Annotated in this window: 22 protein-coding genes; 7 read left to right on the top strand and 15 right to left on the bottom strand. The window is 57.6% G+C overall.

The window, feature by feature from the left end; all coding sequences use genetic code 11:
- Positions 1–62: 62 nt before the first annotated feature.
- Both G518_RS0102245 and G518_RS0102240 read right to left on the bottom strand, forming a co-directional pair.
- The gene (locus G518_RS0102245) at positions 63–866 is read right to left on the bottom strand and encodes a hypothetical protein (RefSeq protein WP_036593195.1); all 804 of its coding nucleotides are present in this window, start codon (positions 864–866) and stop codon (positions 63–65) included.
- 445 nt (positions 867–1,311) lie between these two features.
- Entirely contained in the window at positions 1,312–2,289 is a 978-nt protein-coding gene (locus G518_RS0102240; protein ID WP_028601135.1) for a GMP reductase, read from the bottom strand.
- A gap of 323 nt (positions 2,290–2,612) precedes the next feature.
- Between G518_RS0102240 and G518_RS33525 the strand changes: the two genes are divergently transcribed.
- From G518_RS33525 to G518_RS0102225, 3 genes are all read left to right on the top strand, one after another.
- Positions 2,613–3,302, top strand: coding sequence for an ankyrin repeat domain-containing protein (locus G518_RS33525; protein ID WP_036593194.1), 690 nt, complete (start codon positions 2,613–2,615; stop codon positions 3,300–3,302).
- A 356-nt stretch (positions 3,303–3,658) separates the two neighbouring features.
- Positions 3,659–4,708 carry an ankyrin repeat domain-containing protein gene (locus G518_RS0102230; RefSeq protein WP_169457885.1) on the top strand — a complete coding sequence of 350 codons (1,050 nt, stop codon included), beginning with the start codon at positions 3,659–3,661 and terminating at the stop codon, positions 4,706–4,708.
- Positions 4,709–4,798: 90 nt separating this feature from the next.
- The gene (locus G518_RS0102225; RefSeq protein WP_245597873.1) at positions 4,799–7,213 is read left to right on the top strand and encodes a UvrD-helicase domain-containing protein; all 2,415 of its coding nucleotides are present in this window, start codon (positions 4,799–4,801) and stop codon (positions 7,211–7,213) included.
- 81 nt (positions 7,214–7,294) lie between these two features.
- On the opposite strand, the gene G518_RS0102220 is transcribed toward G518_RS0102225, so the two are convergent.
- From G518_RS0102220 to G518_RS0102185, 8 genes are all read right to left on the bottom strand, one after another.
- Positions 7,295–7,606, bottom strand: a complete 312-nt coding sequence (locus G518_RS0102220) for a hypothetical protein (protein WP_028601132.1) — start codon at positions 7,604–7,606, stop codon at positions 7,295–7,297.
- Between the two features lie 32 nt (positions 7,607–7,638).
- Entirely contained in the window at positions 7,639–8,637 is a 999-nt protein-coding gene (locus G518_RS0102215; protein ID WP_036593192.1) for a Bug family tripartite tricarboxylate transporter substrate binding protein, read from the bottom strand.
- A gap of 176 nt (positions 8,638–8,813) precedes the next feature.
- Positions 8,814–9,224 carry a FosX/FosE/FosI family fosfomycin resistance hydrolase gene (fosX, locus tag G518_RS0102210; protein WP_036593190.1) on the bottom strand — a complete coding sequence of 137 codons (411 nt, stop codon included), beginning with the start codon at positions 9,222–9,224 and terminating at the stop codon, positions 8,814–8,816.
- A gap of 32 nt (positions 9,225–9,256) precedes the next feature.
- Positions 9,257–9,997, bottom strand: coding sequence for a glutathione S-transferase family protein (locus G518_RS0102205; protein ID WP_028601129.1), 741 nt, complete (start codon positions 9,995–9,997; stop codon positions 9,257–9,259).
- A gap of 2 nt (positions 9,998–9,999) precedes the next feature.
- A complete protein-coding gene (locus tag G518_RS0102200; RefSeq protein ID WP_051235856.1) occupies positions 10,000–10,974 on the bottom strand; it encodes a tripartite tricarboxylate transporter substrate binding protein in 975 nt (324 codons plus the stop codon).
- A gap of 224 nt (positions 10,975–11,198) precedes the next feature.
- Positions 11,199–12,191, bottom strand: coding sequence for a Bug family tripartite tricarboxylate transporter substrate binding protein (locus tag G518_RS0102195; protein WP_028601127.1), 993 nt, complete (start codon positions 12,189–12,191; stop codon positions 11,199–11,201).
- A 10-nt stretch (positions 12,192–12,201) separates the two neighbouring features.
- A complete protein-coding gene (ggt, locus tag G518_RS0102190; RefSeq protein ID WP_028601126.1) occupies positions 12,202–13,830 on the bottom strand; it encodes a gamma-glutamyltransferase in 1,629 nt (542 codons plus the stop codon).
- Positions 13,831–13,881: 51 nt separating this feature from the next.
- Positions 13,882–14,526, bottom strand: coding sequence for a flavin reductase family protein (locus G518_RS0102185; protein WP_028601125.1), 645 nt, complete (start codon positions 14,524–14,526; stop codon positions 13,882–13,884).
- Positions 14,527–14,753: 227 nt separating this feature from the next.
- On the opposite strand from G518_RS0102185, the gene G518_RS0102180 reads away from it, so the two are divergent.
- The 4 genes from G518_RS0102180 to G518_RS0102165 all read left to right on the top strand — a co-directional run bounded on the left by G518_RS0102180 (position 14,754) and on the right by G518_RS0102165 (position 19,847).
- On the top strand, positions 14,754–15,656 hold the full coding sequence (locus tag G518_RS0102180) for a LysR family transcriptional regulator (protein WP_028601124.1): 903 nt from the start codon (positions 14,754–14,756) through the stop codon (positions 15,654–15,656).
- 39 nt (positions 15,657–15,695) lie between these two features.
- A complete protein-coding gene (locus G518_RS0102175; RefSeq protein WP_028601123.1) occupies positions 15,696–16,055 on the top strand; it encodes a DUF2946 family protein in 360 nt (119 codons plus the stop codon).
- A gap of 91 nt (positions 16,056–16,146) precedes the next feature.
- Positions 16,147–18,312 (top strand): TonB-dependent receptor, encoded by a 2,166-nt coding sequence (locus G518_RS0102170; protein ID WP_084651334.1) that lies wholly within the window; start codon positions 16,147–16,149, stop codon positions 18,310–18,312.
- Between the two features lie 11 nt (positions 18,313–18,323).
- Positions 18,324–19,847 (top strand): PepSY domain-containing protein, encoded by a 1,524-nt coding sequence (locus tag G518_RS0102165; RefSeq protein ID WP_028601121.1) that lies wholly within the window; start codon positions 18,324–18,326, stop codon positions 19,845–19,847.
- Positions 19,848–19,886: 39 nt separating this feature from the next.
- Here G518_RS0102165 and G518_RS0102160 read toward each other — a convergent pair whose 3' ends face one another.
- The 5 genes from G518_RS0102160 to G518_RS0102140 all read right to left on the bottom strand — a co-directional run bounded on the left by G518_RS0102160 (position 19,887) and on the right by G518_RS0102140 (position 24,349).
- Entirely contained in the window at positions 19,887–20,639 is a 753-nt protein-coding gene (locus G518_RS0102160; protein ID WP_036593189.1) for a pentapeptide repeat-containing protein, read from the bottom strand.
- Between the two features lie 218 nt (positions 20,640–20,857).
- Positions 20,858–21,322 (bottom strand): Imm9 family immunity protein, encoded by a 465-nt coding sequence (imm9, locus tag G518_RS0102155; RefSeq protein ID WP_028601119.1) that lies wholly within the window; start codon positions 21,320–21,322, stop codon positions 20,858–20,860.
- Between the two features lie 424 nt (positions 21,323–21,746).
- A complete protein-coding gene (locus G518_RS0102150; protein ID WP_245597872.1) occupies positions 21,747–23,171 on the bottom strand; it encodes a HAMP domain-containing sensor histidine kinase in 1,425 nt (474 codons plus the stop codon).
- Positions 23,104–23,793 (bottom strand): response regulator transcription factor, encoded by a 690-nt coding sequence (locus G518_RS0102145; RefSeq protein ID WP_028601117.1) that lies wholly within the window; start codon positions 23,791–23,793, stop codon positions 23,104–23,106. The genes G518_RS0102150 and G518_RS0102145 overlap by 68 nt, the downstream gene beginning before the upstream one ends.
- Before the next feature lie 85 nt (positions 23,794–23,878).
- Positions 23,879–24,349, bottom strand: a complete 471-nt coding sequence (locus tag G518_RS0102140; RefSeq protein ID WP_028601116.1) for a Spy/CpxP family protein refolding chaperone — start codon at positions 24,347–24,349, stop codon at positions 23,879–23,881.
- Positions 24,350–24,367 lie beyond the last annotated feature (18 nt).

The raw sequence follows: 24,367 nt of genomic DNA, 5'->3' as shown, positions 1-24,367 counted from the left end.
CAGGCGATCATGTTGCGCGCAGTGCCCGGCATGCCCATGCTCGCCTCCGCTCGCAGAGCCGATCAGGACCCCCTGCGGTTTCGTGACCACATGCGCTTGGCCGCTCCCAGCACCAGCACGCCCAGCAACGCCAGCCCGAGGTCATTCAACAGAGGAACTGCAACCGGGGTTGGAGGAGGGGGAGGTTCGGGCGGAGGCAGCGCGGGGACAAGGGTGAACGTATGCGGCTCACTAAGATCGCTGCTTTGGCACCCTTCATTACCTCCGTTGTCTCGAACTTGAAACCCGAAAAATTCTGAACCAGCAGGTGGAGTAGGCAGGCTAAAAACCAGCTTGCCATCACGGATAGCGACAATACTTATCTCAGCATTCTCTGCCAGGAGCATTCCATCCAGCGTCAATTGCCCTGTGGCGGGCAGGCCGGTGATCACAACCGACTTGAATCCGTCCGCGGGCGTGTCATTCGGATCAGAAAAACCGAAATCTGCCTCCTGCAAGGTGTAGCTTGTGGCCGCACCAAGGTTAATGGATGCATTGACAGCGTTAGGCGGGTCGTTGGTTGGACTAATGTTTACGAAGAGGTCCATCGTGACTGAATCGGGCACTCCCGTATCCTGAGTCGTGAAGTTGACCGAGAAGTAGCCATATTCATTTGGTCGCAAGGCCGCATTGACATTGATAGCAGGCCCGCTACCAGTCAAAAGTGAAACAAGGCTGCTCCACTCTGCATCCACGACCGAATTGATGACCGTATTGGTCAGTGGAGCTGTGGTCATGTGCCCACCCAACTCCAGCAAGGCTGACACTGGCCAAGACCTCGCTTCGTCTTCGCATATATCTACGGAGCTGGAAAGTTCTATAGGCATGTGTACCTCCTAAAGACGTAGGAAACCCAGGACACTCGGCATTGCAAATCGACTTCTACCCTGCAGTTTAGATCTACCGACCCTATTTTGGGGACTTTTCTCAGAAACTACGGTTTCGGAATCTACTGCTTAAGATTTATTTTGAGCGTATTGTGAGGTTAGGCATTCACAAAAGCCGAGACTCTCTGCAAAACCCACCGCGGATGCCGGGCTGGAACGTCGGCATGGGCTAAAAGATGAGTTTTTCGGCCAATTGCTCGTATTGTTGGCGAAAAATCAACGCCGCAGGCCGCAGCTAGGCAGCCCACGGGCCAATGATCTGGCGCCATGGGGTTTTGCAGAGGGCCCCTGGGGGAGTTAAGTAATTAGTACGGAAGCCGTTCTGTCCGCACCAGAGGCCGCGGCGGTTTCCCGGGTATGAAACTGCCGCTCATGCCGCGTGGGCTTACATCAGCAGATGTTCACCGGCGTTGTCTCCACCCAGGATGACGTAGTTCACCTTGCGGATGTCCAGCAGCTTTTTGCCGCCCGCATAGCTGATGGAGCTTTGCACATCCTGCTCCATTTCGGTGAGCGTATCGTCCAGTTTGCCTTTGATTGGCTCCAGGATGCGCTTGCCCTCTACGTGGCGGTACTCACCCTTGTTGAAGTCGCTGGCGGAACCGTAGTATTCCTTGAACTGCTCGCCATCCACCTCTACGGTGCGGCCAGGTGATTCTTCGTGCCCCGCGAAAAGCGAGCCAATCATGATCATCGTGGCGCCAAAGCGGATACTTTTAGCGATGTCGCCGTGACTCCGGATACCTCCGTCAGCGATGATGGGCTTGGTCGCCACGCGCGCGCACCATTTGAGCGCTGAGAGTTGCCAGCCACCGGTGCCAAAGCCCGTTTTTAGCTTGGTGATGCACACCTTGCCTGGACCCACGCCCACTTTGGTGGCGTCAGCGCCCCAATTTTCCAGATCGATCACGGCCTCAGGAGTGGCCACGTTGCCAGCGATGATGAAAGATTCAGGCAGCTTGGCTTTGATGTGGGCAATCATGTCGCGGACGGTGTCCGCGTGGCCATGTGCAATGTCTATGGTGATGTACTCCGGAGCCAGATTTTCTGCCGCCAGTTGATCCACCGTGGCGTAATCCGGGCTCTTGACGCCCAGTGAGATAGAAGCGAACAGGCCCTGATTCTTCATCTCGCGCACAAAGGCGACGTTATCAAGATCGAACCGGTGCATGACATAGAAGTAGCCGCTCTTGGCAAGCCAGGCGCACATCTTCTCGTCCACCACCGTCTTCATGTTTGAAGGCACCACCGGCAGTTTGAAGCGCCGGCCACCGAACTCCACGCTGGCATCGCATTCGCTGCGGCTTTCCACCAGGCATTTGCGCGGTAGCAGCAATACGTGGTCGTAGTCAAAAATTTCCATGAGATCCAAGCTCCATTCAGGTTGTGAGGGAAGGGCGCTTGGTCTGGCAACCGGTGTTTGTGGGCGGCCACAAAAAACCGGGCCAAGAAATCTTGGGCCCGGTGGCTGATTCTACTGCGTTGAGATTGCCGTGCCCCCCGTACTGGAATACCGGTTTCGAGCGTAACTACCAGCTTGTTGGGTTGCATGGGTAGTGGTATAAATATTTGAGAACTTTTGATTTATTTATTCGCAACCTTGGTGCAGAGACGTTGAGCATGCTTTGTGGGCAAGCAGGCGGGCTCAGTCAGGAACGTGAGCGCTTCTTTTACTAGGAAAATCACATGCTAGGCCGTGCCGGTGTGCAAGACACAAGTCCCCAGATCGCCCTTCGCTCGCTTTCCTCCGCGAACATCAAGCCTGTACCTGTCTTGCGGCAGCAGGGCGCTCGCAGCGATGCTTTTATCTCTGGCACCGGCGTGGGTACTCCCCTGGAAGATGATAAAAGCCAGTGTGCGCAGGTACTTGGTAGTACTTTGTCGTTCCCGGAGTGCTCAGTACCGGTGAGTACGGAGCAGCGGGAGGTCCCGGCCGCCGTGGGGCCTGGTGGCTATACCGGGGAGCGAGCGATTGCACTACAGATCACGGCCGAATTGGGGCCGCTTGAGCAGGTTCATGCACTGCGTCAGGTTGGCGCGAGAGTTGATGGGGATATCAATGGCCCCATCGCGTCGCGTGCAATGCGTTCGGCGGCCCTTGCAGGACGAGTGGACTTGGTAGCCGGATGGATTGCTGCCGGTGCGGACATCAATGCCCCCAACGCAAACGGCACCACTGCCCTGATGATTGCAGCGCAGCTTGGGCACGCGGACGTCGTGTGTTTGCTGATCCAGGCCGGCGCTCTCACTGACATGGTCAATCGCAACGGGGAGACCGCATTCACGCTTGCGTTGGTTGCGGGGAATGTCGGCATTGCCAAGAGCCTTCATTTGGCTGGGGAGAAAGCGGCCCATGCGGTGACCCCTTCCAAGTGATTTTTTGCTGGGAAACGGCTTGTTCCGGTTGGGCGTGCGCCCTGACAAAGACACGCCCATTTGCAACTTTTGTAGAAAAACCGAAGCTTGCGGTTTACTGAGGTAAGCCGGGGTTCCGATACTGTTTCATCAGGAAAATCCTAATGTTGAGTCGTGCTGCTATCAGTGACAGGAGTTCCGGAAATACGCCTCCTTTGCGTCCACGGAGAGAGACTTCCCGCGGATCTGGCTCGCCGCCAATGGTGGCTAGAAGCGGGCCCTCCATTTCCTCAGAAGGCCTGGGACCGTCGCTGAAGAAGGGAGGGCCTGAGCTTAAAGCTAGTCCCTGGCTTCCAAGTCACCAAGTGCTGGCAATCGTGACTGTCAACGCGATAGAGCTTGGGCCAGAGAGCACGGCTGCGGAGAAGGCGTCCGCGCTGATGGCCGCAGCGGAGCGGGGCCAGGAAGACCGGGTTCAGGAACTGCGTGGTATGGGCGCTTGCGTTGATGGCCCTATCCATGGGCCGCTCGCATCACGATTGTTGAGGGCGGCAGCGCAAGCCGGGAAAACGAATGTAGTGGCAGCATGGATAGCCGCAGGAGCTGACATCAATAACGCCGACAGAAATGGCTCCACGGCGCTGATGCTGGCAGCTCAAGCAGGGCATGGTGCGGTAGTGAATTTGCTCATTGCAGCCAAGGCGAGCATCAAACTTGCCAACCTTTCCCGTGAAACCGCGCTAACGCTCGCCGCACGGGCGGGACATGTGGAGACTGTGAAAATCCTGCGCATAGCGGGCGCAACGGTATCGAGCGCTCAGCTCGATAAGAATTTGCCCGAGTTGCGCCGTGCGATGGAGACCAACTCATGCTCACAGGCACTGGCGTGGATGATGGCGGGGGTGGATCTGGCGGTGCTTAACCCGGTGCTCGTTTTTGACCTTTTCTCCTCATCGCCACGCGCTGCCAGTGAAAGTAGTTCTTCCGCCGCCGTCAGGCGCGCTTGCCTGATGGCACGCATGAATCCGGGGCATCCATCTGGTTCGATAGAAGTCGGTCTGCAATCCAGCCTGGATATGAACCTGGTTCAATGTGCGGCGCTTCACAAGCCTGAGCTGGTTCAGGCCTTGCGATCACAAGGGGCCAGGTTGCCTATCGAGTGCGTGGCGGATGCAGAGCTTGCGCTTCTTGAGGATGCGCGCCTTGGGCGAGCAGCCGGCGTACAAGCGTGGCTTCTAGCGGGTGCCTGCCTCAACGCCGTCCATCAAGACGAGCTCGCAGCCCTTATGAATACGGCCCAGTTTGAAGACATTGCTTTGATCAACACCCTCATTAGGGCAAGAGAGCGCCTGGATCCGCAAGACAAGAGTGGAGATGGTGCGCTGATCCATACGGCTGGAGCTGACAGCATGCCAGATCCAGATTGAGCAGATTGGGATGGTGCCAGCGGCACCTGCCGGCGCGTAATCTGGGCTAAGTTCGGGTGCGACCCGTTCGCTTTTTCTACAATGGGCGCAATGTACCTCGAAAGCCCCGTGTCAGATCACTCTCTACCCCTTCTCGCGGGCCTCAATCCTGAACAGGAAGCCGCAGTCACTTTGCCAGCAGAGCATGCGTTGATTCTGGCTGGCGCTGGCTCTGGTAAAACGCGCGTTCTCACCACCCGCATTGCATGGCTGTTGCAAACCGGGCAGGTGTCGCCTGGTGGCATATTGGCTGTTACGTTCACCAACAAGGCTGCCAAAGAACTGCTCACGCGCCTCACTGCCATGTTGCCGCTCAATGCGCGCGGTATGTGGATTGGCACCTTTCACGGCCTTTGCAACCGCTTTTTGCGCGCCCATTACAAGCTGGCGAATCTGCCTCAATCGTTTCAGATTCTTGATACGCAAGACCAGCTTTCTGCCATTAAGCGTTTATGCAAGCAGTTCAACATCGACGATGAGCGCTTCCCACCCAAGCAACTGCAGTGGTTCATTGCCGGGTGCAAGGAAGACGGCGAGCGGCCAGGAGATGTGGTGGCGCGGGATGAAGAAGCGCGCCGTAAGGTAGAAATCTACCAACTGTACGAAGAGCAGTGCCAACGCGAAGGCGTGGTTGATTTTGGCGAGCTGATGCTGCGCAGCTACGAGCTGCTGAGAGACAACGATGCCGTGCGCGAACACTACCGCAGGCGTTTCCGGCATATCCTGATAGATGAGTTTCAAGATACCAACCGCCTGCAGTACGCGTGGATCAAGATGATTGCCGGCATGCCCTCAGAAGGGGGCGGCTCAGTCTTGGCTGTGGGCGATGACGACCAGAGCATTTATGCCTTCCGTGGTGCTCGCGTGGGCAATATGGATGATTTTGTGCGGGAGTTCAATGTTCAGCACCAGATCAAGCTGGAAGAAAACTACCGTAGCTACAGCAACATCCTTGATAGCGCCAACCAGCTGATCAGCCACAACAAGAAGCGCCTGGGCAAGAATCTGCGCACGGTTCAAGGGCCGGGAGAGCCGGTACGGGTGTATGAGGCGGCTACGGATTTCGCTGAGGCGGAGTGGGTGGTAGACGAGCTTCGCCAACTGGTCCGGGGCGATGGTTTCACACGCAGCGAAGTGGCCATTTTGTACCGCAGTAACGCGCAAAGCCGCGTGATCGAGACGCAGCTGTTCAATGCTGGTGTGCCGTACCGGGTGTACGGGGGGCTGCGCTTTTTCGAGCGTGCGGAGATCAAGCACGCCTTGGCTTACTTGCGCTTGCTGGAGAACGAGCGTGACGACACCAGTTTCCTGCGCGTGGTGAATTTCCCCCCGCGTGGCATTGGCGCACGCACCATAGAGCAATTGCAAGATGCGGCGCGAGCCTCAGGCTCTTCCCTGCGCGATGCCGTGACCTCCATACCTGGCAAGGCGGGCGCCAATTTGGCGGGTTTCGTGGCCATGATCGACGTGCTGCGCGAGCAAACGGCGGGTCTGACTTTGCGCGAAATCATCGACGCCGTGCTGGAGTCCAGCGGCCTGATCGAACACTACCGCGCCGACAAGGAAGGTGCCGATCGCATAGAAAACTTGGAGGAACTGGTTAACGCTGCTGAAAGCTTCGTCACCCAAGAAGGCTTTGGGCGGGATGTGGTGGCACTTCCTGTAGATGAGTACGGAACGCCCCTGACGCAAAGCCCAATCAGCCAAGGGCTGGATCCTGATGCACCTTTGCTCAATGAGTCGCTGGGTGTGGCGATTGATGCGGAAACCGGCGAAACCCTTTCCCCGTTGGCAGCCTTTTTGACCCATGCCGCTTTGGAGGCTGGAGACAACCAGGCCCAGGCTGGTCAGGATGCCGTGCAACTGATGAGCGTGCATGCCAGCAAGGGCCTGGAGTTTGATGCGGTGTTTATCACGGGGTTGGAAGAAGGCCTGTTCCCGCATGAAAACTCCATGAGCGACTACGAGGGCCTGGAAGAAGAACGCCGGCTTATGTATGTGGCCATCACGCGGGCACGCAAGCGCCTGTACCTGAGCCATGCCCAAACACGCATGCTGCACGGGAAGACGCGGTACCACGTGCGCAGCCGGTTTCTGGAAGAGTTGCCGGAAAGTGCACTGAAGTGGATTACGCCAAAACGCTCAAACTTTGGGTCTGGATTCAGTTCTGGATCTGGCGGAGGGTACAACGCGGGTTCCAGGAATTCAGGTGCCGGCATGCAGCCCGCCTGGGGCCGAAGCGGCATCGGTGTGGAAACCTTCGCCAGCCCGCCAGTGCCACCCCAAAAAGCAGCTCCAAGCCATGGGATCAGAGCTGGCATCAAGGTCTTTCACATCAAGTTTGGTGAGGGCAAGGTGCAGGCAGTGGAGGGCGCGGGTGATGACGCACGAGCACAGGTGAACTTCCCTAGACACGGGGTGAAATGGTTGGCGCTGTCAGTGGCCAAGCTGACTGTGGTCGACTAGAGGAGTCGGCTATTCACCCGGGACCGCCGAGCTCCCGCTCGGCACTGCGGCGTTTCGTGGCAGCACCGCTGCACGAGGCGCTTAAGGCTGCGACACGGTCCCTGTCGCGTTATCCACCACCAGAAGCAAGTCATAGTAGGTGATTTTCACGGGTGCGCCGGTCGCCTTTTCTTTTGCGGCGATCCACTCGGCGTTGTGCGCCTTTTGCGCGGCCTCGCGCGTGGGCCAGAGGTAGAAGCCCGCGCCGTCGCGGTTGTTGTCGCTCACCAGAAAGTGTTTGCGCACCAGGTCCGTGTTGGCCTGCCACTGGGGTACGACGGACAACGCGCCTTCGATGATTTCGGCGCGTGTGCTGCCCGCAGGGTGGGTGAAGGTGACGAGTTCGGCAATCATGAATTCTTCCGTTGAGTTAGTGTGAACACGCCCTAGTCCAGGCGGATTCTCGCCTGTTCGATAACGTTGGCCCAAAGCTTCACGTTGTTCCGGATCTGGCGTTCAAGCACGGCGGCATCGCGGCCGTCGGGCATAAAGCCCTGTTGAATCAGCGTGGGCCGCAAGGCCGGGTGGAGCACGATGCGGTTGAGTTCGGTGGAGAGTTTGTCGATCACGGCGCGGGGTGTTCCCTTGGGCGCAAGGATGCCGAGCCAGTTCACGACGGTGGCGTCGGGCTGGCCGGCTTCAGCCACACTGGGTACGTCGGGCAGGGCGGCGTTGCGGGCTTCGCTGGTGACGGCAATGGCGCGCAGGCGCCCGCTTTTCACGTGGGGCACCACGGGCGCGGCCAATATCCAAAGCGCATCGGTCTGGCCGCTGAGCAGATCATTGATGGCGGGCGGGCCCCCCTTGTAGGGTACATGGGTCCAGTCGATGCCCGCGCGCAGGCCGTAGAGCGCGCCCGACAGGTGGCTTGATGTGGCCGGCCCGGGCGAGCCGGCGGTGAGGGGCTTGCCGGCTGCGGCGCGTTCAATGGCGGTGCGCTTGAAGTCGGCCAGTGTCTTGATGGGCGAGTCGGCCCGCACCAGCAGCACGTCGGTGGTGAGCGCAAGCAATGAGACGGCTTCAAAGTCGGTGAGCGGGTTCACCGCACCCTTGATGCCCAGGCTGGGCGCGGCCGAGATGCCGTCGGTTGTGAGCAACAGGGTGTAGCCATCGGGCGCGGCCTTGGCGACGGCGCCAAATGCGATGTTGCCGCCTGCGCCGGGCCGGTTGTCCGTGATGACGGCTTGGCCCCATGCCTGCTGAAGGCGCTCGCCCAACTGGCGGCTCAGGATGTCGAGTCCGCCGCCCGGTGCACCATTCAGGATGATGCGGATGGGGCGCTCAGGGAAGATGGCGGGTTCTGCGGCTTGGGATGGCGTGCTGCTGAAAAATACCGCAAACGCGACGAGGGCGACGGCGGGGAGCCGGAGAAAAATTCGAGTCATTGCGCGTTGCGTCGGGAGATTGCAAAGCGTGAATGCTAGGAGCGTGCCTTCGTGAAGGAAACGAAGAAGATGTCATGAGCTAATGCAGTTGGCGTCATGAGCCAAGCCCATAGGAAAACGCGTTCCGTGAGGCCTCGCACGCCAAGACCGGACAGCAACGACATCTGCTATGTCGATCACTGGCCGGTTGCGTAACGTATCAAACGTTCGTCCAGAGTTCCCGTGTGGAGCTCGAACAAGTGATTGTCAAAGTCATGGAAGTACAAGGAGTTTCCTTCTCCTTCTACGCGCGGGCGCGGCGTTTGAATATCTACACCTATTGAGCGCAGGCGGATTTCAAACTCAGAAAGTTCATCCTCAGAAACCTTGAAGGCCAGGTGCCGGTAAGTCCGTTCCGCAGGAGGCTCTCCCTCCATCGCAGCCAACCAGACACCACCCAGGAGGAAGAACTTTTCACGCGAGACGGAGTAGTTCTTCGCGCTGCTGTCATAGACCTCCTCAGCTCCCAATCCTTCGCACAAGAATTTCTTCATCAGATCGAGATCCCGAACGATGAACGTGATGTGGCTGATGCCTTGAATTTTCATAGGCAATTCCAGGCAGCTTAGCTGTATAGATCTCAGGCAGGCTCAATCGAGCCGCCTTCTGAGCCTGCAGGCGGCATTGCTGAGGCATAGGTAGGGCGCGAAGTGATGCGTGCATACCAGTCGTTCACACGCGGACGCGCCGCGACCAGGCCGAACAGATCGATGCGTACAAGGCGCTGCACGAAAGGGGCGATGTCGATGTCAGCAAGGCTGTACTCCTCGCCGGCGAGCCAGGGCGCATCTTGCAGCGCGTCATCCATTCGCTCCACCATCTCGGTCAGGCGCCCAATCGACGGTTTCAGGTCATCCGCAGAAATCCCCTCGGTCGCGGCCTTGCGCCATCGCGCGCGAATGTGTTCATTGGGTATGCGGGCTATTGTGGCGAGCGCTTCTTCGCGCGGCATGCGCTGCAGCCCTGGCTGGATATTCTTGACGAAAGACGGCAGCTTCACTGCCTCGGATGCCACGTCATCCGCGTATTTGGTCCATAGGCGCATGCGCGCACGGGCATGCGCGCTCTCCGGAGAAAGGCGCGGCTGCGCATAGGCGTCCTCCAGGTACTCGTTAATAATGCGCGACTCCGTGAGCACTTGTCCGCCGTCGACCAGCACCGGCACCAGACCCGCAGAATTGAGTGCGAGGAATTCCGGTTTCAACTGATCGAAGGCCCGAAGGTTGAGGTGGTGGCCGGTCCACGTGAGCCCCTTCTCCGCCAGGCAGATGCGTACCTTCTGGCTGCAGGTTGAGTGGGTGCTGTGATAGAGCGTAATCATCGCTAGTCGACGCGTGCGCCGGTTTTGCGGACGAGGTCGCCCCATTTCTTGATGTCAGCACGCAGGAGCGTGGAGAATTCCTCGGGTGTGCTGGTCATGGGCTCGATGCCCTGGAGCCGGAGCTTTTGATCGACGTCGGGCATGCGCATGATCGCAACCAGTTCCTGGTTCAGTTTGGCGATGATTTGTGAGGGCGTTCCAGCGGGGGCGACCACACCGAACCACACGTCTGCCTTGAAATCAGGCACGCCTGCTTCCGCGACTGTAGGTAGTTCGGGCGTGGCCTGCGAACGGCTTGCGGTCGCGACCGCGAGTACACGCAACTTGCCGCTGGAGATCTGGGGCCGGAGTGTTGCCATTTGCGCGAACGAGGTCTGCACCTCTCCACTGGTCTGAGCCTGCACCACCGCAGCCGTGCCCTTATACGGAACATGCACGATATCGACACCCGCCAGGTTTTTGAACAGCTCCATTCCTAGGTGGGCGACGGTGCCGTTTCCGCCGGAAGCGTAGCTGAGCTTGCCTGGATTGGCCTTCGCGTGGGCGATGAGTTCCTGCACGTTGTTGACTGCAAGCGAGGAATGAACCGACAGCCCCATGGGTGCGCTCACAAGCAAGCTGACAGGCGCAAAGCTCTTCTCGGCGTGATAAGGTAGTTTGCTGCGCAGGCTCTCGTTGATCGCCAGGTCAGGTGCCACCAAAAGAATGCTGTAGCCGTCCGGCGCTGCCTTGGCAACGACGTCAGTCCCGATGACGCTGCCGCCACCGCCGCGATTTTCCACAATCACCGGTTGCCCCCATTTTTCGGTGAATTTTTGCCCAATCGTGCGCGCCAGCAGGTCGGTCACTGAACCCGGGGGATAGGGTACGACAAAGCGGATGGGCTTCTCGGGATAGGAGTCGGTGGCAGCGTTGCAGACGCCCCCCAAAGCAAACATGGTCATGATCGGCAGCGCGAATCGCAACATGGTGTTCATTGTTTGTTCTCCTAAGGGGAAGTTTCGAGTTGTATTTCAATGAGGATAATGGGGAAACCACATCACGCATGCCGCTACCGCGACGCACGAATACCGGCGTGGTGTAACTACCACGCCATTTGCCGAGCTGACGAGGCCAGCGATGCTCAGCACGCGTTGACTTTTCAGTGCTGCCCTAGTCACCTTTCAGCGTGAGACGAAATACGCCTAGAACTCTAACTTGTTCAAGACTGCCCAGAGATATTGAGCTGTTTGATCAGCTTACCCAAGCGATTGGATTCCGTGGCAACCAACTTGTTCATTTCATCGCGACCGCTCGCTACGATCTCGAATCCTGCCTCTTGAACCTGTTGGCGCACCTGTGGATCTTGAAAGACGGCGGCAACTGTTTGGGCAAGTTTGTCCAGAATGACTGGTGGCGTCTTAGCTGGTGCGACCAAGCCGACCCAGGAGTAAAACTCAAATCCTGGAAAAGTCTCCGAGATGCTAGGCACATCTGGCAGCGCGGCCAACCGCTGTGATGAAGTAACGCCCAGCGCCCGCAGTTTTCCGTTCTGTAGATGCGACATGATCTGCGGCAGGCTGCTGAAGCTTGCGTGAACATGGCCACCCATCAGGTCAGTCATGGATGGGCCGCCGCCTTTGTAATTGATCATGGTGGCGCGTGTGCCGGCTTTTTGGTGCAGTAGCTCAAAAGCCAGGTGCGAGCCTGCTGCAACGCCCACCGTGGAGTAAGACAAGTTCTCCTTTTTGGAGGCGGCAAGGTAGTCTGCCAAGGTCTTGAAGGGGCTGTTCGCACTCACCACGAGAACCAATGCCGAGCGAACCATGCATGACACGCCGGTCAGATCCCGCATGGTCACATAGGGCAATTGCGGATACACATGTTGCTCGGTTGCATAAGAGTCATACACCATGGCCAGCGTGTAGCCGTCGGGTGCTGATTTGACGACTTGAGCTGTACCAATAGTGCCGCCGGCGCCGCCCCGGTTTTCTATGATGAGGGATTTTCCAAGCTGTGTCTGCAGCGGCTGTTGGATCATCCGGGCCACGCGGTCCACTACACCTCCTGCGGCAAACGGCACCACGACGGTAACGGGCTTGGTGGGGTATTGTTGAGCGAAGGCGGGTGATGCATGTGTGAGCAGTGCAATGGATGAGCCTATACCGCTTGCAATGGCTTGGCGGCGGGTACAGCGAAAGCTGGATTCGTTCATGGTTGTCTCCTTAGTTGTTAAAAATGGTGGTTTCGTAAGCGACGCCATCTCGCCCGGGATCGGCACCACCCTGGAACTGCCCAGCCGCCATGCGAATGGCGTGTACCCAGCCGATCGTGTAGCCATAGGGGTTGCGTATGACCTCGTAGCCCATCGAATTGAGCTCAGACTGGGTCGAACGGGGAATACGGTTGCAGATGTCTATGGCGTTGCTGGTAGCAGAGAACCTGGGTAGCGACACGGCGGTCTGCATGGTTTCACCGTGGTCGATCACGTTCAGCAAGCTCTGCAAGATGCCCATGGCGATCTGCGTGCCACCTGGGGCGCCCAAGACAATTTCTGGAGCACCATCTCGAAAAACGATGGTGGGGCAGGCCGAAGTGAACCGGCTCTTGCCCGGCGCAATGCTGCCGGCACGGCCTGGCCGTGGATCGAACACAGCCATGCAACCGTTGTACATGTAGCCAAGGCCAGGGGTGATCACTCCAGATGGTGAGCCCAGAGAGTGAGTCAGTGAAACGCAATTGCCGTCTCCGTCCACGACGGAGAGGTGGGTGGTATCTCTTGGCTCAGGGGCCGCCGCATCCATTCTTTGGATATGCACTTTGTCGCCGGCAATGATTCGCGCTGCCGCCTCAGCCGCATGGCTTTTGGAAAGCAAATGCTCTAGCGGGACCTCTAGAAAGCGGGGGTCACCAATAAACCGGTCCTTGTCCACAGTAGCCTGCTTCATGGCTTCGCATACGAGGCGGATGTATTGCGGGCTGTTGTGCGGGAGCGATCCCAGATCGAAATGCTCCAGAATGTTCAGCATCTCCAGCAACAGGGCACCTCCACCAGGTGGTTGGTTGGTGGTGATGGTCCGATCGCGGTAGGTGCCGGTAAGGGGCTTTGTACGTGTAGCCTGGTAGTTGGCCAGGTCCTCACGGGTGATCAGTCCGCCTTCCTGACGAAAATGCTGCAGCATTTTCTCGGCCAGAGAGCCCAGGTAGAACGCATCTGCACCTTCGCTTGCGATGATCTCCAGGGTTCTCGCGTAGTCGGTATTCACCAGCGGTGATCCCACGGGTTTGGGCGACCCATCAGGCTTGCAGTAGAGCGATCTGCCGTCAGCGCTGAAGGCCAGGCGCTCCTTGCTGCTGGCGCGCCCCAGTCCAGCCTCATCCATCCAGTAGGTGTACATGGATGGACGAACAAAAAACCCCTCTTCGGCCCAACGGATCGCAGGCTCAACAAGCTGTCGCCACGGCAAACGTCCATGCTCTCGGTGCATCAACTCCAAGCCGCGCAGCGTGCCGGGAACTCCTATGGATTGAACGCCTATTTCATTCAAACGGCCTTTGATGCGGAAGCCAAAGCCATCTCTTGATTCGCCCTCCAGCAGGTGTTCCCACATGGTTGCGCTGGCGGCTGCGGGGGCTGGCGCATGAAAATCGACATACTCATGCACGCCTTTGCCCGGCAGGTAGATGGCCGCTGTACCGAAGCCGGCAATGCCGCACATCAAGGGATCGACCACGGTTTGCGCGAGCGCACAGGCGACTGCTGCATCGACCGCGTTGCCGCCCAGCTGCAGGATCTCGATTCCAGACTCGGCCGCCTCTGGCTGCAGGCAAGCCACCATTGCTTTTTTCGTCATTCTTGATTGCTACTCATGGATGTTGTCTCAGACCCTGGCATGCAGCGTTCGTCAATCTGTTTGTTGTTGATGGGGAGCGCGGAGTGCGACCTTGGGCGGTCGGGCAATCGAGAATTTGGTCTCTGGTGTTGCCACGAAGTAGTCGAAATAGCCCGCTCGCATGATGGGGCGCATGGCCGCGGTATCGACCAAGCCGTTCTGGATAAATTGGTCGTCTATATACACACCCATGACCTGTCCCAGAATGATGTATTGATCCATCTTCTGGCCATCGACCGTGCTGGGTTGGATGGTCTGAACCCATCGGCATTCCAACGCGGCGGAAGCTTCCGCAACGCGGGGTGTCTTGATGAAATGAGAGGGCGCGGTGGTCAGCCCTGCATAGGCTAGTTCGCTCTCGCCGCGTGGCAGGTTGGTGGAGGTCTTGTTCATCTCGTCCCGCAAGTCCCACGTGACGATGTTGCAGACGAATTCCTTGCTTTTTTCCACAAAGGCGATGGCGTCCTTGTAGCCGGCAGAGGAGAAGGCCACCAAGGTTGGATTCTGTCCGAGCATGTTGAAGAAAGAATAGGGGGAGAGATTCAACTCTCCTTTGTCCGAAATTGCGCTGATCCATCCGATGGGGCGCGGCCCGATCAGTGCTTTGATGGGGTTGTGAGGCAGGCCATGGTTGTTGATGACGGCGTCGTAGATCACAGGGTGTACCGGTTGGGAAGGTCGACTCAGATGAAACTTGAAATCAGCTGGAGCATGTGGCGGTGATTTCCAAAAAAAGGAAACTTCTTAACTTTCTCGATCCTACAATTGCACTTTTAGGTAGGCAATTACCGAATTTCTAACAATGCGTTGCTTTACAGGCAAAGGTAAGGCGCTTTTTGAGCGTTTGCCCGGCTTTCCTGGAGCGCCGCAACGAGGGCATCGCGATGGATCAGACGGCTCTGCGCTACTTTCTAGAAATCTCCCGCAGCGGCTCTCTCAGCAAGGCTTCTGAGCGACTGTTTGTGGCTGTTTCTGCCCTGAGCCGCCAGATATCGAGGCTTGAAGAGCAAATGGGAACGCCTCTCTTTGAAAGACGGCCCAGGGGTATGGTGCTGACGGACGCAGGACGGCTGCTCGCGAGCCATGTCAAGCGCCGTCAGATCGAAGAGGAGCGCGTCATTGAGGAAATAAAAGACCTGAGCAATCGCGGTGCGGTGGTTTTGCGCGTTGCCGCGTCCAGAGGCTTGGCTCCGGATTTTTTGCCTCAGGTTTGTGCGGAGTTTCTCAAGATGTACCCGCGCACACGCTTTCATCTTGATGAGTCCATGCCTTCGGTCGCCACGCAGCGTGTCAGGGATGGCTCACATGATGTGGCGGCCTGCTTCAATATCGCTCCAGAAAGAGACGTAGAAATCCAATATGTCCAACCAGCACCCGTGTGTGCCGTGATGCAGCGTGGTCATGCATTGGCTTCGCGTGATTCGATATCGCTTTCTGAGCTGGGGTCCTGGCCCATTGCTCTGCTTCAGGAGGTTGGGCCGCTTCGGCACGTACTTGAGGTGGCCTGCAGTATGGAAGGGCTGATTTTTGAGCCGGTGTTTGTGGCAGACAGCCACTCTGCGTTGCGTGGCTTTGTGCAGAACACTGATGCCATCATGCTCACAAGTTACCTCACGGTGCATGGGCGTCTTGCCAGCTTGGGCCTGGTGGCCGTACCCATCACCAACCCCGAGCTACATCAGCGTACCTTGCAAGTCCAGACGCAGGCAGGGCGAAAATTGCCGGAGGCTGTAGAGGCGTTTGTTGCATTGCTGATCAAGACAATCAAAGCGTCCCCAATGGGGTGATTGAAGCGGGCTTCGCAAGAAGGCCTCATAATCCGCGCCATGCAAGAGCTGCGCAAATCCCTGCTGCTAACTCGCCTGGTCCTGGCGTGGTTCTTGTTGACGTTGGGAATTGCTGTGGCATCGCCCATCGTGCACCCCCGGGCCATGCAAATGGTCTGCGCGTCCAGTGGAAGCATCCAGGTCCTCATCCTGGATGAAAACGGTCAAGCAGAAGCCAGCCTCCATCACACGCTGGACTGCCCGCTCTGTGTAGCCCTCACCACACCGCCGGTATACCCAGCTATCCAGTTTGAGCAGCCCGTGCCCCAGGCAATTGCCCTGTACGCGCTCGGCTCGCAGCATATTGCGGCGCTTTTAGGCGCACCATTCCCCCCGAGAGGTCCCCCAGCTCTGGTGTAAGTCCTGCGTGACAGGCCGTTGTGGCCGGTCGCGCGCATTCGTTGTCGGGCTTTGCTTTGCCTGACCGATTTCACTTGCACACAGATCGATCATGACCCGTCCCGTTTTTGCAGCGACGCCCGTAGGCGTGGCTAGTTACTTTTCGCCTGCACACCTCCAAAGTGCACCTCTTGGTTGGCTCCTTCCGCTGGCTTTCATTTCCACATCGTCGTGGGCGCAGTCCTCCGGCACCCTGGAAGCCGTTACCGTGCGCTCATCTGGTGAGACAGCTTTGGAGCGCACTGTCAGTACCGGCAGTCGCCTTGACGTCAGCCTGCGGGACACGCCCGCCAGCGTCGAAGTGATCACGCGTGAGCAACTGGAGGCCAAGGGCGACACCTCGGTGGTTGACGCCATCACGCGCTCCACTGGTATCACCAGCCTGGGACATCCTGGCAACAGCGGCAGTTCGCTCTCCGCACGAGGTTTCACGGATACGACGTCGGTGATGCGTCTGTATGACGGTACCAGGCAGTACGGCGGAGTGGGGGTGAGTTTTCCCTTTGATACCTGGTCTATCGACCGCATCGAGGTGCTGCGTGGCCCCGCTTCGGTGATCTATGGCGATGGTGCCATTGGCGGCGTCGTGAATGTGGTTCCCAAGAAACCCTCGCGTGGACCCATCCGTAATGAGATCCAGGCGATCGGCGGAACGGATGGCAAACGCGCCCTGGCGTTTGGCAGCGGAGGTGCCATCAGTGAGCAGTGGTCTTACCGTGTAGACCTCAGTGGTGACCGTTCTGACGGCTGGGTGGACAGGGGCGATTCCAGCAACCGATCGGCCTCAGGTGCTTTGCGTTGGGATGTGACGCGAGACTTCAATCTTCAGCTTTCTCATGCGCAGGGGCGGCAAAACCCCATGCGTTACTTTGGTACGCCCTTGATCAACGGCGTGCAAGACCCCGCTATCCGCGAGCGCAACTACAACGTGCTCGACAGCCGAATTCAATACAAGGATCGCTGGACAGAGTTGATGGCTCAGTGGGCGCCCAGCAGCCACGTAATGGTGCGCAGCAAGCTCTATCACATCACCAGCAACCGGTACTGGCGTAACGCTGAAGCCTATGCGTACAACGCCCGAACGGGGCTGATAGACCGCTCGGACAACACAGAGATTGCCCATGACCAGACGCAGACTGGCAACACCACTGATGTCACCTTTACCGGCAAACTCTTTGGCCTTCCTAACCAGGTTTCCGTGGGTTTTGACGTCAATCGCGCCTCGTTCCAGCACACCAACAATACCTACACCGGCAGCTCTGGTTCGGTAGACCCCCATCACCCTGATTCAGGTTATTTCAACAGCTCTGTTCCATTCATTCCGCGCTACCGCAACAAGGCGGAGCAATACGCCGTGTTCCTGGAAAACAGGCTGGAGCTGACCGATCGCTGGTCTGTGGTGGGGGGCGCGCGGTTCGACCATGCCGAACTATCGCGCCAGGATTTGATTGCCGGCAGCCAGGCCTTCAAACGCAGCTACGCGAATACCGGATGGCGTCTGGGTACGGTCTACAAGCTAACCCCGTCTACCTCGCTTTATGCCCAGGCCTCGAAAGCGGCAGATCCAGTGAGCGGCTTACTGATGCTGTCAGCCGCTAATGCCGCGTTTGATGTCTCGACTGGCAAGCAGTTCGAGGTGGGAGTCAAACAGACATTCTGGGAAGGCAAGGGCGAATGGACGCTGGCGGCGTATTCCATCACCAAGAACAACTTGTTGACGAGAGATCCCGCCAACCCTTCGTTGCGGGTTCAGGTGGGGCAGCGTTCGTCCAAGGGGGTTGAGGGCACGCTCTCCATGCGTGTGACCAAGGCACTGCAGCTTGATGCCAATGTGGCGTTGCTCAAAGCCCGCTATGACGATTTCAGAGAGTCTGTGGGCGGCGTAGCTGTCTCGCGCAACGGTAATGTGCCCACTGATGTGCCGGAGCGGGTAGCCAATGTCTGGGTGGGTTGGAAGCTGGCGCCAGCCTGGACGCTTTCCAGTGGCCTGCGCCATGTTGGCAAACGCTATGCTGACAACGCCAATACCCTGAAGCTTCCTGGCTACACCACGGTTGACGTGGCGCTGCAATGGAAGGCGACGGCCGACACCACGCTGACCCTTCGTGGCTTCAACGTTTTTGACAAGAACTATTTCTCCACCGCCTACTACACCACCAGTCAGTGGCTGGTGGGGGAAGGCCGGCGCATTGAAGTGACGCTAAACCACCGTTTCTGAGCATCCACGCCATGTGGTCTGCTTCGCGCGCCAAGCGGTTGGTGTTTCTGGTCCATCGATGGACTGGAGTCGCTGCGTGCTTGCTGATGGCATTGTGGGTTTTCAGCGGAGTGGTGATGCTCTTTGTGGGGTATCCCAAGCTGCTACCCACTGAGCGGCTGGCTGCGCTGCCACCGCTTTCTGCGCAGCCTTGCTGCGTTCCGGTGGAGGCGGCCTTGCTGCAAAGCCGTGCGCCGGACAAGGTGCAGCAAATTGTTCTTACCACCATCGCCGGGCGTCCCAGCTACCGTTTGAAAGAGGAGGGGGGTACCCTGCGGGTGGTTGACGCCACCACCGGCCACGCGGCACCTTTGCCCAACGACGCCGCCGTGCTGCGCAGCGCCCAGGACTTTTTGCCAGGATCGACTGCCATTTCGCGAGGCCACACGCAGGACGACCGCTGGACGCATTCAGGCTCGCTGGACCCTCACCGGCCGCTGATCAAGATGCAGATGAATGATGCTGCGTCAAGCCTGTTGTACGTGTCCTCCACGACGGGTGAAGTGGTCATGGATGTACCGCGTTACCAGCGGCTTTGGAACTATGTTGGCGCGTGGCTGCACTGGGTGTATATGTTTCGTGACGGATCGAGGGACCCGGTATGGAGCTGGCTGGTCATTGGCTTGTCAGCGGTGGGGACAGTCTCCGCAATAGCCGGGGCTTTCGTGGGTATCTGGCGATGGCGGTTTTCCGGGCACTACAAGTCAGGAGCCAAGACCCCGTATCGGGAATTTCAGATGCGCTGGCACCACCTCACCGGCCTGGTGTTCGGGGTGATCATGATCTTGTGGATTTTCAGTGGCTTGATGTCTATGAATCCGCTGGGCATCTTTAACCCAGCGGGGCCACGTCCGGATGTGAAAGCGTATCAACAGGGCAGCCCGGGGAACACTCGGCCTGGCATCTCTACAGGCGAGGCCTTGAACTTGCTGAACACCGATGGGTTCGACACTCGGGAAGTCGAGTGGAAGGTGCTGGATGGGCAGCCTTATCTTTTAGCATCTGATGGTGCGGGTAGTACGCGCGTGGTGACGTCAACCGGTGGCGGCTACAGGGTGCGAGAAACCATAGAGCTTGCAATGCTGGAGCGAGCGGCGCTGCGTTTGTTTGGATCTGGTCCTCAATCTGCCAGTGTCTTGAACACCTATGACGCCTATTATTTCCGCCGCGGAGATGCGTCGATGTATGGCGGGTCGGCACGTGATCTGCCGGTGTTGCGGCTTCAGTTTGAAGACCCGGGGCGTACCCTTGTGTACATCAGCCCAGATTCAGGGGATGTAGTGCTCAGCATGGACCAGGCGCAACGCACGGGCCGCTGGCTTTTCAATTTCCTGCACAGCTGGGATTTGTCCTGGATGCTGCGGCACGCCTGGCTTCGTGATGCCGCCCTGGTGCTGCTCAGCATCGGAGCCTTTGCCCTCTCCTTCACGGGTGTCGTGCTTGGATACAGGCGGCTTGTGCTGTTTATCAGGCAAAAGATCCAGCGCCGTTTCTGAGAACGGCAGACCTCCCCCGGGGTAGCGGATACAGAGTGTTTAGCTATCGCCAAGAGAGAAGATGCGAGCCAAAATATCGGCAACAACAACCCCCTCTATTTCTGTTAGGGATTTTTTGTTGAATATATATTCATTCATGCTCGCGTAGCTTTTTAGCCTGCGGGTAACTATTTTTCTTGTTGGCTCATCGACCGTTTGCAATAAGAGAGACGCGCGTTCTATTTTTTCCTTAAGAAAGTCCACATAGTGGTGAAATTTTTGGTTTGGAGGTACGCACTCCGTTAGTGTGCAATGTTCAAAACTGACGCAATCGAGTTTGCAATTTTCAAAATCAATAAGTAGCGGCTCACCCTTGCCAGTGAAGTGAATTTCTCTAAGAACACCTGTGAATCGGCAATTTATCCAATTGGAGGCGTGGAGTGTCAAGTCTCTCAAATTGCATCGTTCAAAACTGCAATCGACCCAATGGGCACGATCGAGCGCGGTTCCTCGGAAGTCGCAATCTTTGAACGTAGTCTTCACAAATTTCGAGCCATCTTCCCCGATTCCAATGGCTCGCATGTCACATTTTTCGAATGTGCAATTGTAAAAACTACAAGCAGTGAAAAATCTGGAACTGCTTAGATTTGATTTTTTAAAATGGCAACCATCAAAATGGCAGCTGAAAAATATAGGCCCATTGAAATCTGAGTTTTCAGCATTAAAAGCCGTAAAGCTCTGCTGGTTGTACTCGATAGCCTCGTCATATGTGATATTGTTGACAGTAATATCTGAGGTTATTTTGTCATGCATGGTATGTGCCTCGATACGCCCTGATGGTCAGTGTCAAGTATTTCATTCGGCGGATAGGGGCAATCCAGGTAAGGTCATTGGCAATAGTCCTGCGGCTTCGACATCTACAAATAGGACTGACCCATGGCATTCACATCGGAGGCCTTGCCCAGTGCCTGGCTTCGTCGTCATTCCACAAGCAGACACATACTCATCTGAGATACGGCAGCTATTGAAATTTACCTTTTAAATTTATGAATTTTCCCATCTATTTTTATGCCTTTCTCCATAAAAAGGCGAGTGCACACGCTCATAGATCCCAAAAGCATGTTTGTCAGGGACGTATATTTTTGAAAATCAATATTTTCATGCAAATATGAATCGTATAGAAGACTGGGTTTTGCATGTTTTGGAAATCTACTTTTCTTTAAACCATAACTTACTTCATCAATAGATGGAATTGGCAATAAAAAAGTGCTCCGATATTGCTTATCTGAATTGATTGTCTGTTGCTTTTTCGTTATGCCGGTGTGATCTGTGTTAATGAAGAAATATGTGATATCCAACTTCCAGCCCACTGGCATTAAATCGCTCAAACAATTATCAAGCTCAGCCAATTCGTCATCTAAAATTTTCTTTTCAAAGTCATTTTCTGGGAAATTAACTACATATGAATGAATATGCGTATTAATTTTATTCAACATAATTTATATTCATTTTGGGTGGCTGTTTTTTACTTTTTTTTATTTATTCAGTGGTAAATCATGGCTTTGATTTTTTAAGGTTCTAACTCGCTTTTGCCGCAAATCGTTCGGCTTTGCAAGTGGTTGTTACCCCCCCCCCAAAAAAAATTCTCCACAACTCGTGATCCCGAATTCTTTCAAGAAAAAAAAATACATTCCCGCCACAGGGTCGGCACGAAATCCTCCCCCTTGCTCAGCGTGAAGAGGCTTTCAGTGCAGGTGTCGGCTCCGCGCATGGTCTGGGATTTGAATCGGTCAAGGGATAGGTGTCAGCTTACCGGGCAACTCGGACTAGTGAGCGCATGGAGTATTTCAGCAGCCTGTTAAGCGGAATTCACACGCGATGAGAGGAGTACACCCGACTCGAATGCTCTCAGTGTGGGTCCTATGTCCCCCGTACAGGCAAGCTGACTGATACTTGCAGCCCCGGCCCCGCGTTGCGCACACTCCACCTTCCACCGTGCGCTAACACCACCAGCTTGCACAGGTAGAGCCCCAGGCCGACACCGCCGGTGGCGCGTTCGCGGGCTGCATCGGGGCGGTAAAACGGCTCGGCCAGGTGTGGCAACACCGCTTCGGGTACGCCCGGGCCGTGGTCGCGTACTACCAGCCGCACGGTACCGGATTCTTCTGCTTGCAGATGAATTTCGGGGGGAAGGGGGGCGCCGGCGCTGTGGTGGAGGGCGTTGCTCAGCAGGTTGCGCACGAGCAGGCGCGTGCGGGTACGGTCGAGCATGGGGTGTGGAAGGCCGCTCGCCAAGTGCATTGACACGGTTGTTCCGGCGCCAGAATGCGCTTGAATGCTCGCTGCTACGTCGCTTACCAACTCAGCCAGGTCGGTCGACTCCAGATGCAGTGCGGCGTGTCCAAGTCCCAGGCGTTCGCTCTCCAGCAGATCTGTGATCAAGTCTCGCATCGCGGCAAGATCGCGCAGCAGTGCCTCGCGCAGGGGCAGAGTATCGGCAGTCTCGGGCAGAAGTTCGGTGTTGAGGCGGGCACGCGTGAGCGGGCTTCGCAGTTCGTGGCTGATGGCTAGCAGCAGGCCGCGCTGGGATTGCAGCATCTGGTGAATGGATTGTCCCATGGCATTCACATCGGAGGCCAAGGTGCCCAGTTCGTCGCGGCGGCGAACTGGAATCTGCGCCGCAAAATCGCCGGCACCGAAACGCTGCGCGCCCGCGCGAATGTCGTCCAGCGGACGCAGCATCCGCCGCACATAGGCATAGGCACCGGCGGTGAGCAACAGCAGCAGCCCGAGCGTGAACCAACCCACCCCGCGTGACGGGTGCTGCCAGTGCGTCGTGCTCAGGCCAAACGCAATATGGTGACCATCGGCCGTGGTGCGCTTTAAGAGCGGCGTATCGCCGTCATTGCCATCACGGCCCTCGGGGTCGTCGTCCATCCAGCCGCGGCGCTGGCGCCAGCTGTCCAGGCGAGGCGCAGGTTCAGATTGCCAGTTCACCTGCGGGCCGCTGATGCGCAGCGAGATGGGGAGGCGCTTCACGAGAGCCTCTGCCCGTTCAATACTGGGTGGGCTTCCGAGTTCGGTGACCAGCCGGTCTATGTAATCGGCCACCAAGGGGCGCGCTGCATCTCGCCAGCCACCACTCAGTGCCTTCTGCATGCCGCCCAGGAATACCACCGTCACGGCCAGCGCTAGCACCAGGAAAAGCAACACCAGCCGCAAGCGCAGGGAATGGCCCAGCGAATGGCTCAGCCGCCTGCGATGCGTGTGCAAGCGCTCAAACATCGGCAACCCTGGCCAGACCCAACGCGTAGCCAGCGTTGCGCAGGGTCTTGATGCAGTCAAGCGGCTCCAACTTCTTGCGTAGCCGGCTCACCACGATATCGACCGCGCGGGTATAGAGCTCGGCTTCATGGCCACGCAGCTGGTTCAGAATATCGTCGCGGCTAAACACCTTGCCCGGCTCGCGCGCCAGCAGGTGCAGCAGATCGAACTCTGTGCTGGTGAGCTCTACCGGTTGGCCCTGGCGCAGCACTGTGCGGGTAACCGGGTCGACCATCAAACCATCGAAGTGCAACGGCCCTGCTGCAGGCGGTGCACGCGAAGGCTGGCGTCGGCGCAGCACAGTCTGCAGCCGGGCCACTAGCTCGCGCGGCTCGAAAGGCTTGGGCAGGTAATCGTCTGCGCCGAGTTCCAGGCCCACTACACGATCCATCACATCTCCGCGTGCGGTGAGCATGATGATGGGGATGTCGCTGGTTTTGCGGATCTCGCGGCAAAGCGCAAAGCCATCCATCTCGGGCAACATCACATCGAGGATGGCGGCTTCGAAGCCACCCAGGGACAGCTTCTGCAAACCAATGCTGGGCCGCAGCGCCTGCTCCAGCCCATATTCGAAACGGGCGAAGTAGGTGGCCAGCGGAGCACCAAGGTCCGCGTCGTCATCAATCAGCAGTATGCGTTGCATGACAGGATTGTCCCATTCACTTCGTCCGTGTCCCGCCATCATGCGCGAAGTCGCCGCGGCGGACAGGGCAGGGTCCCTGGTCTCCTTAGCCGTGCCGGCCCCAACGCGAGCCACGGTTCATGAAGTCACGCACCTTCTGTTGCTGCGCAGGGTTCAGACTGTCATAGAAGTCACCCAGCGCAGTGATCACCTCGGGGCTCTGACTATTCAGCGCGGCGGTCTTCTCGGTGACCAGTGCCTGGGCGCGTGTACGGTCGAATTTCTCACCGGCCACCAGCGCAGTCACATCTGCACGCGGGTTGGCGCTGCTGCCCATCAGCGCAGTACGCTGCGCGTGCAGCTTGTCTGCCACGACAGTGAGGCGCTGCTTCTGGTCAGCATTCAGATCGAGTTTGCCGCTCACGCGGTCGACCATCTTGACGCGGAATTTGGCTGAGTCCTCCGCGCTGGTCTGCCAGCGATGGCTTTCTCCGCGTGTACCGCAAGCCGTGAGGCCAGCCAGCAGTATGGAGGCGCCGACAACACCGAAAAGGCTTCGTTTGATCCAGGATTTCATGACAGGTCTTTCTACAGA

This window comes from Ottowia thiooxydans DSM 14619, from assembly GCF_000422885.1.
GTDB lineage: Bacteria > Pseudomonadota > Gammaproteobacteria > Burkholderiales > Burkholderiaceae_C > Ottowia > Ottowia thiooxydans.
Note: the sequence above shows the minus strand (reverse complement) of the source record. Positions and strands in the feature narration are given on the sequence as shown.

Excerpts from the sequence above, each read along its gene's own strand:
- G518_RS0102245 (WP_036593195.1), bottom strand. The coding sequence starts at position 866 with ATGCCTATAGAACTTTCCAGCTCCGTAGATATATGCGAAGACGAAGCG.
- G518_RS0102205 (WP_028601129.1), bottom strand. The coding sequence starts at position 9,997 with ATGATTACGCTCTATCACAGCACCCACTCAACCTGCAGCCAGAAGGTA.
- G518_RS0102175 (WP_028601123.1), top strand. The coding sequence starts at position 15,696 with ATGCAAGAGCTGCGCAAATCCCTGCTGCTAACTCGCCTGGTCCTGGCG.
- G518_RS0102170 (WP_084651334.1), top strand. The coding sequence starts at position 16,147 with ATGACCCGTCCCGTTTTTGCAGCGACGCCCGTAGGCGTGGCTAGTTAC.
- G518_RS0102240 (WP_028601135.1), bottom strand. The coding sequence starts at position 2,289 with ATGGAAATTTTTGACTACGACCACGTATTGCTGCTACCGCGCAAATGC.
- G518_RS0102215 (WP_036593192.1), bottom strand. The coding sequence starts at position 8,637 with ATGACTCGAATTTTTCTCCGGCTCCCCGCCGTCGCCCTCGTCGCGTTT.
- G518_RS0102160 (WP_036593189.1), bottom strand. The coding sequence starts at position 20,639 with ATGCATGACAAAATAACCTCAGATATTACTGTCAACAATATCACATAT.
- ggt (WP_028601126.1), bottom strand. The coding sequence starts at position 13,830 with ATGACGAAAAAAGCAATGGTGGCTTGCCTGCAGCCAGAGGCGGCCGAG.
- G518_RS0102220 (WP_028601132.1), bottom strand. The coding sequence starts at position 7,606 with ATGATTGCCGAACTCGTCACCTTCACCCACCCTGCGGGCAGCACACGC.
- G518_RS0102200 (WP_051235856.1), bottom strand. The coding sequence starts at position 10,974 with ATGAACACCATGTTGCGATTCGCGCTGCCGATCATGACCATGTTTGCT.
- G518_RS0102140 (WP_028601116.1), bottom strand. The coding sequence starts at position 24,349 with ATGAAATCCTGGATCAAACGAAGCCTTTTCGGTGTTGTCGGCGCCTCC.
- G518_RS33525 (WP_036593194.1), top strand. The coding sequence starts at position 2,613 with ATGCTAGGCCGTGCCGGTGTGCAAGACACAAGTCCCCAGATCGCCCTT.
- fosX (WP_036593190.1), bottom strand. The coding sequence starts at position 9,224 with ATGAAAATTCAAGGCATCAGCCACATCACGTTCATCGTTCGGGATCTC.
- imm9 (WP_028601119.1), bottom strand. The coding sequence starts at position 21,322 with ATGTTGAATAAAATTAATACGCATATTCATTCATATGTAGTTAATTTC.
- G518_RS0102180 (WP_028601124.1), top strand. The coding sequence starts at position 14,754 with ATGGATCAGACGGCTCTGCGCTACTTTCTAGAAATCTCCCGCAGCGGC.
- G518_RS0102225 (WP_245597873.1), top strand. The coding sequence starts at position 4,799 with ATGTACCTCGAAAGCCCCGTGTCAGATCACTCTCTACCCCTTCTCGCG.
- G518_RS0102145 (WP_028601117.1), bottom strand. The coding sequence starts at position 23,793 with ATGCAACGCATACTGCTGATTGATGACGACGCGGACCTTGGTGCTCCG.
- G518_RS0102165 (WP_028601121.1), top strand. The coding sequence starts at position 18,324 with ATGTGGTCTGCTTCGCGCGCCAAGCGGTTGGTGTTTCTGGTCCATCGA.
- G518_RS0102195 (WP_028601127.1), bottom strand. The coding sequence starts at position 12,191 with ATGAACGAATCCAGCTTTCGCTGTACCCGCCGCCAAGCCATTGCAAGC.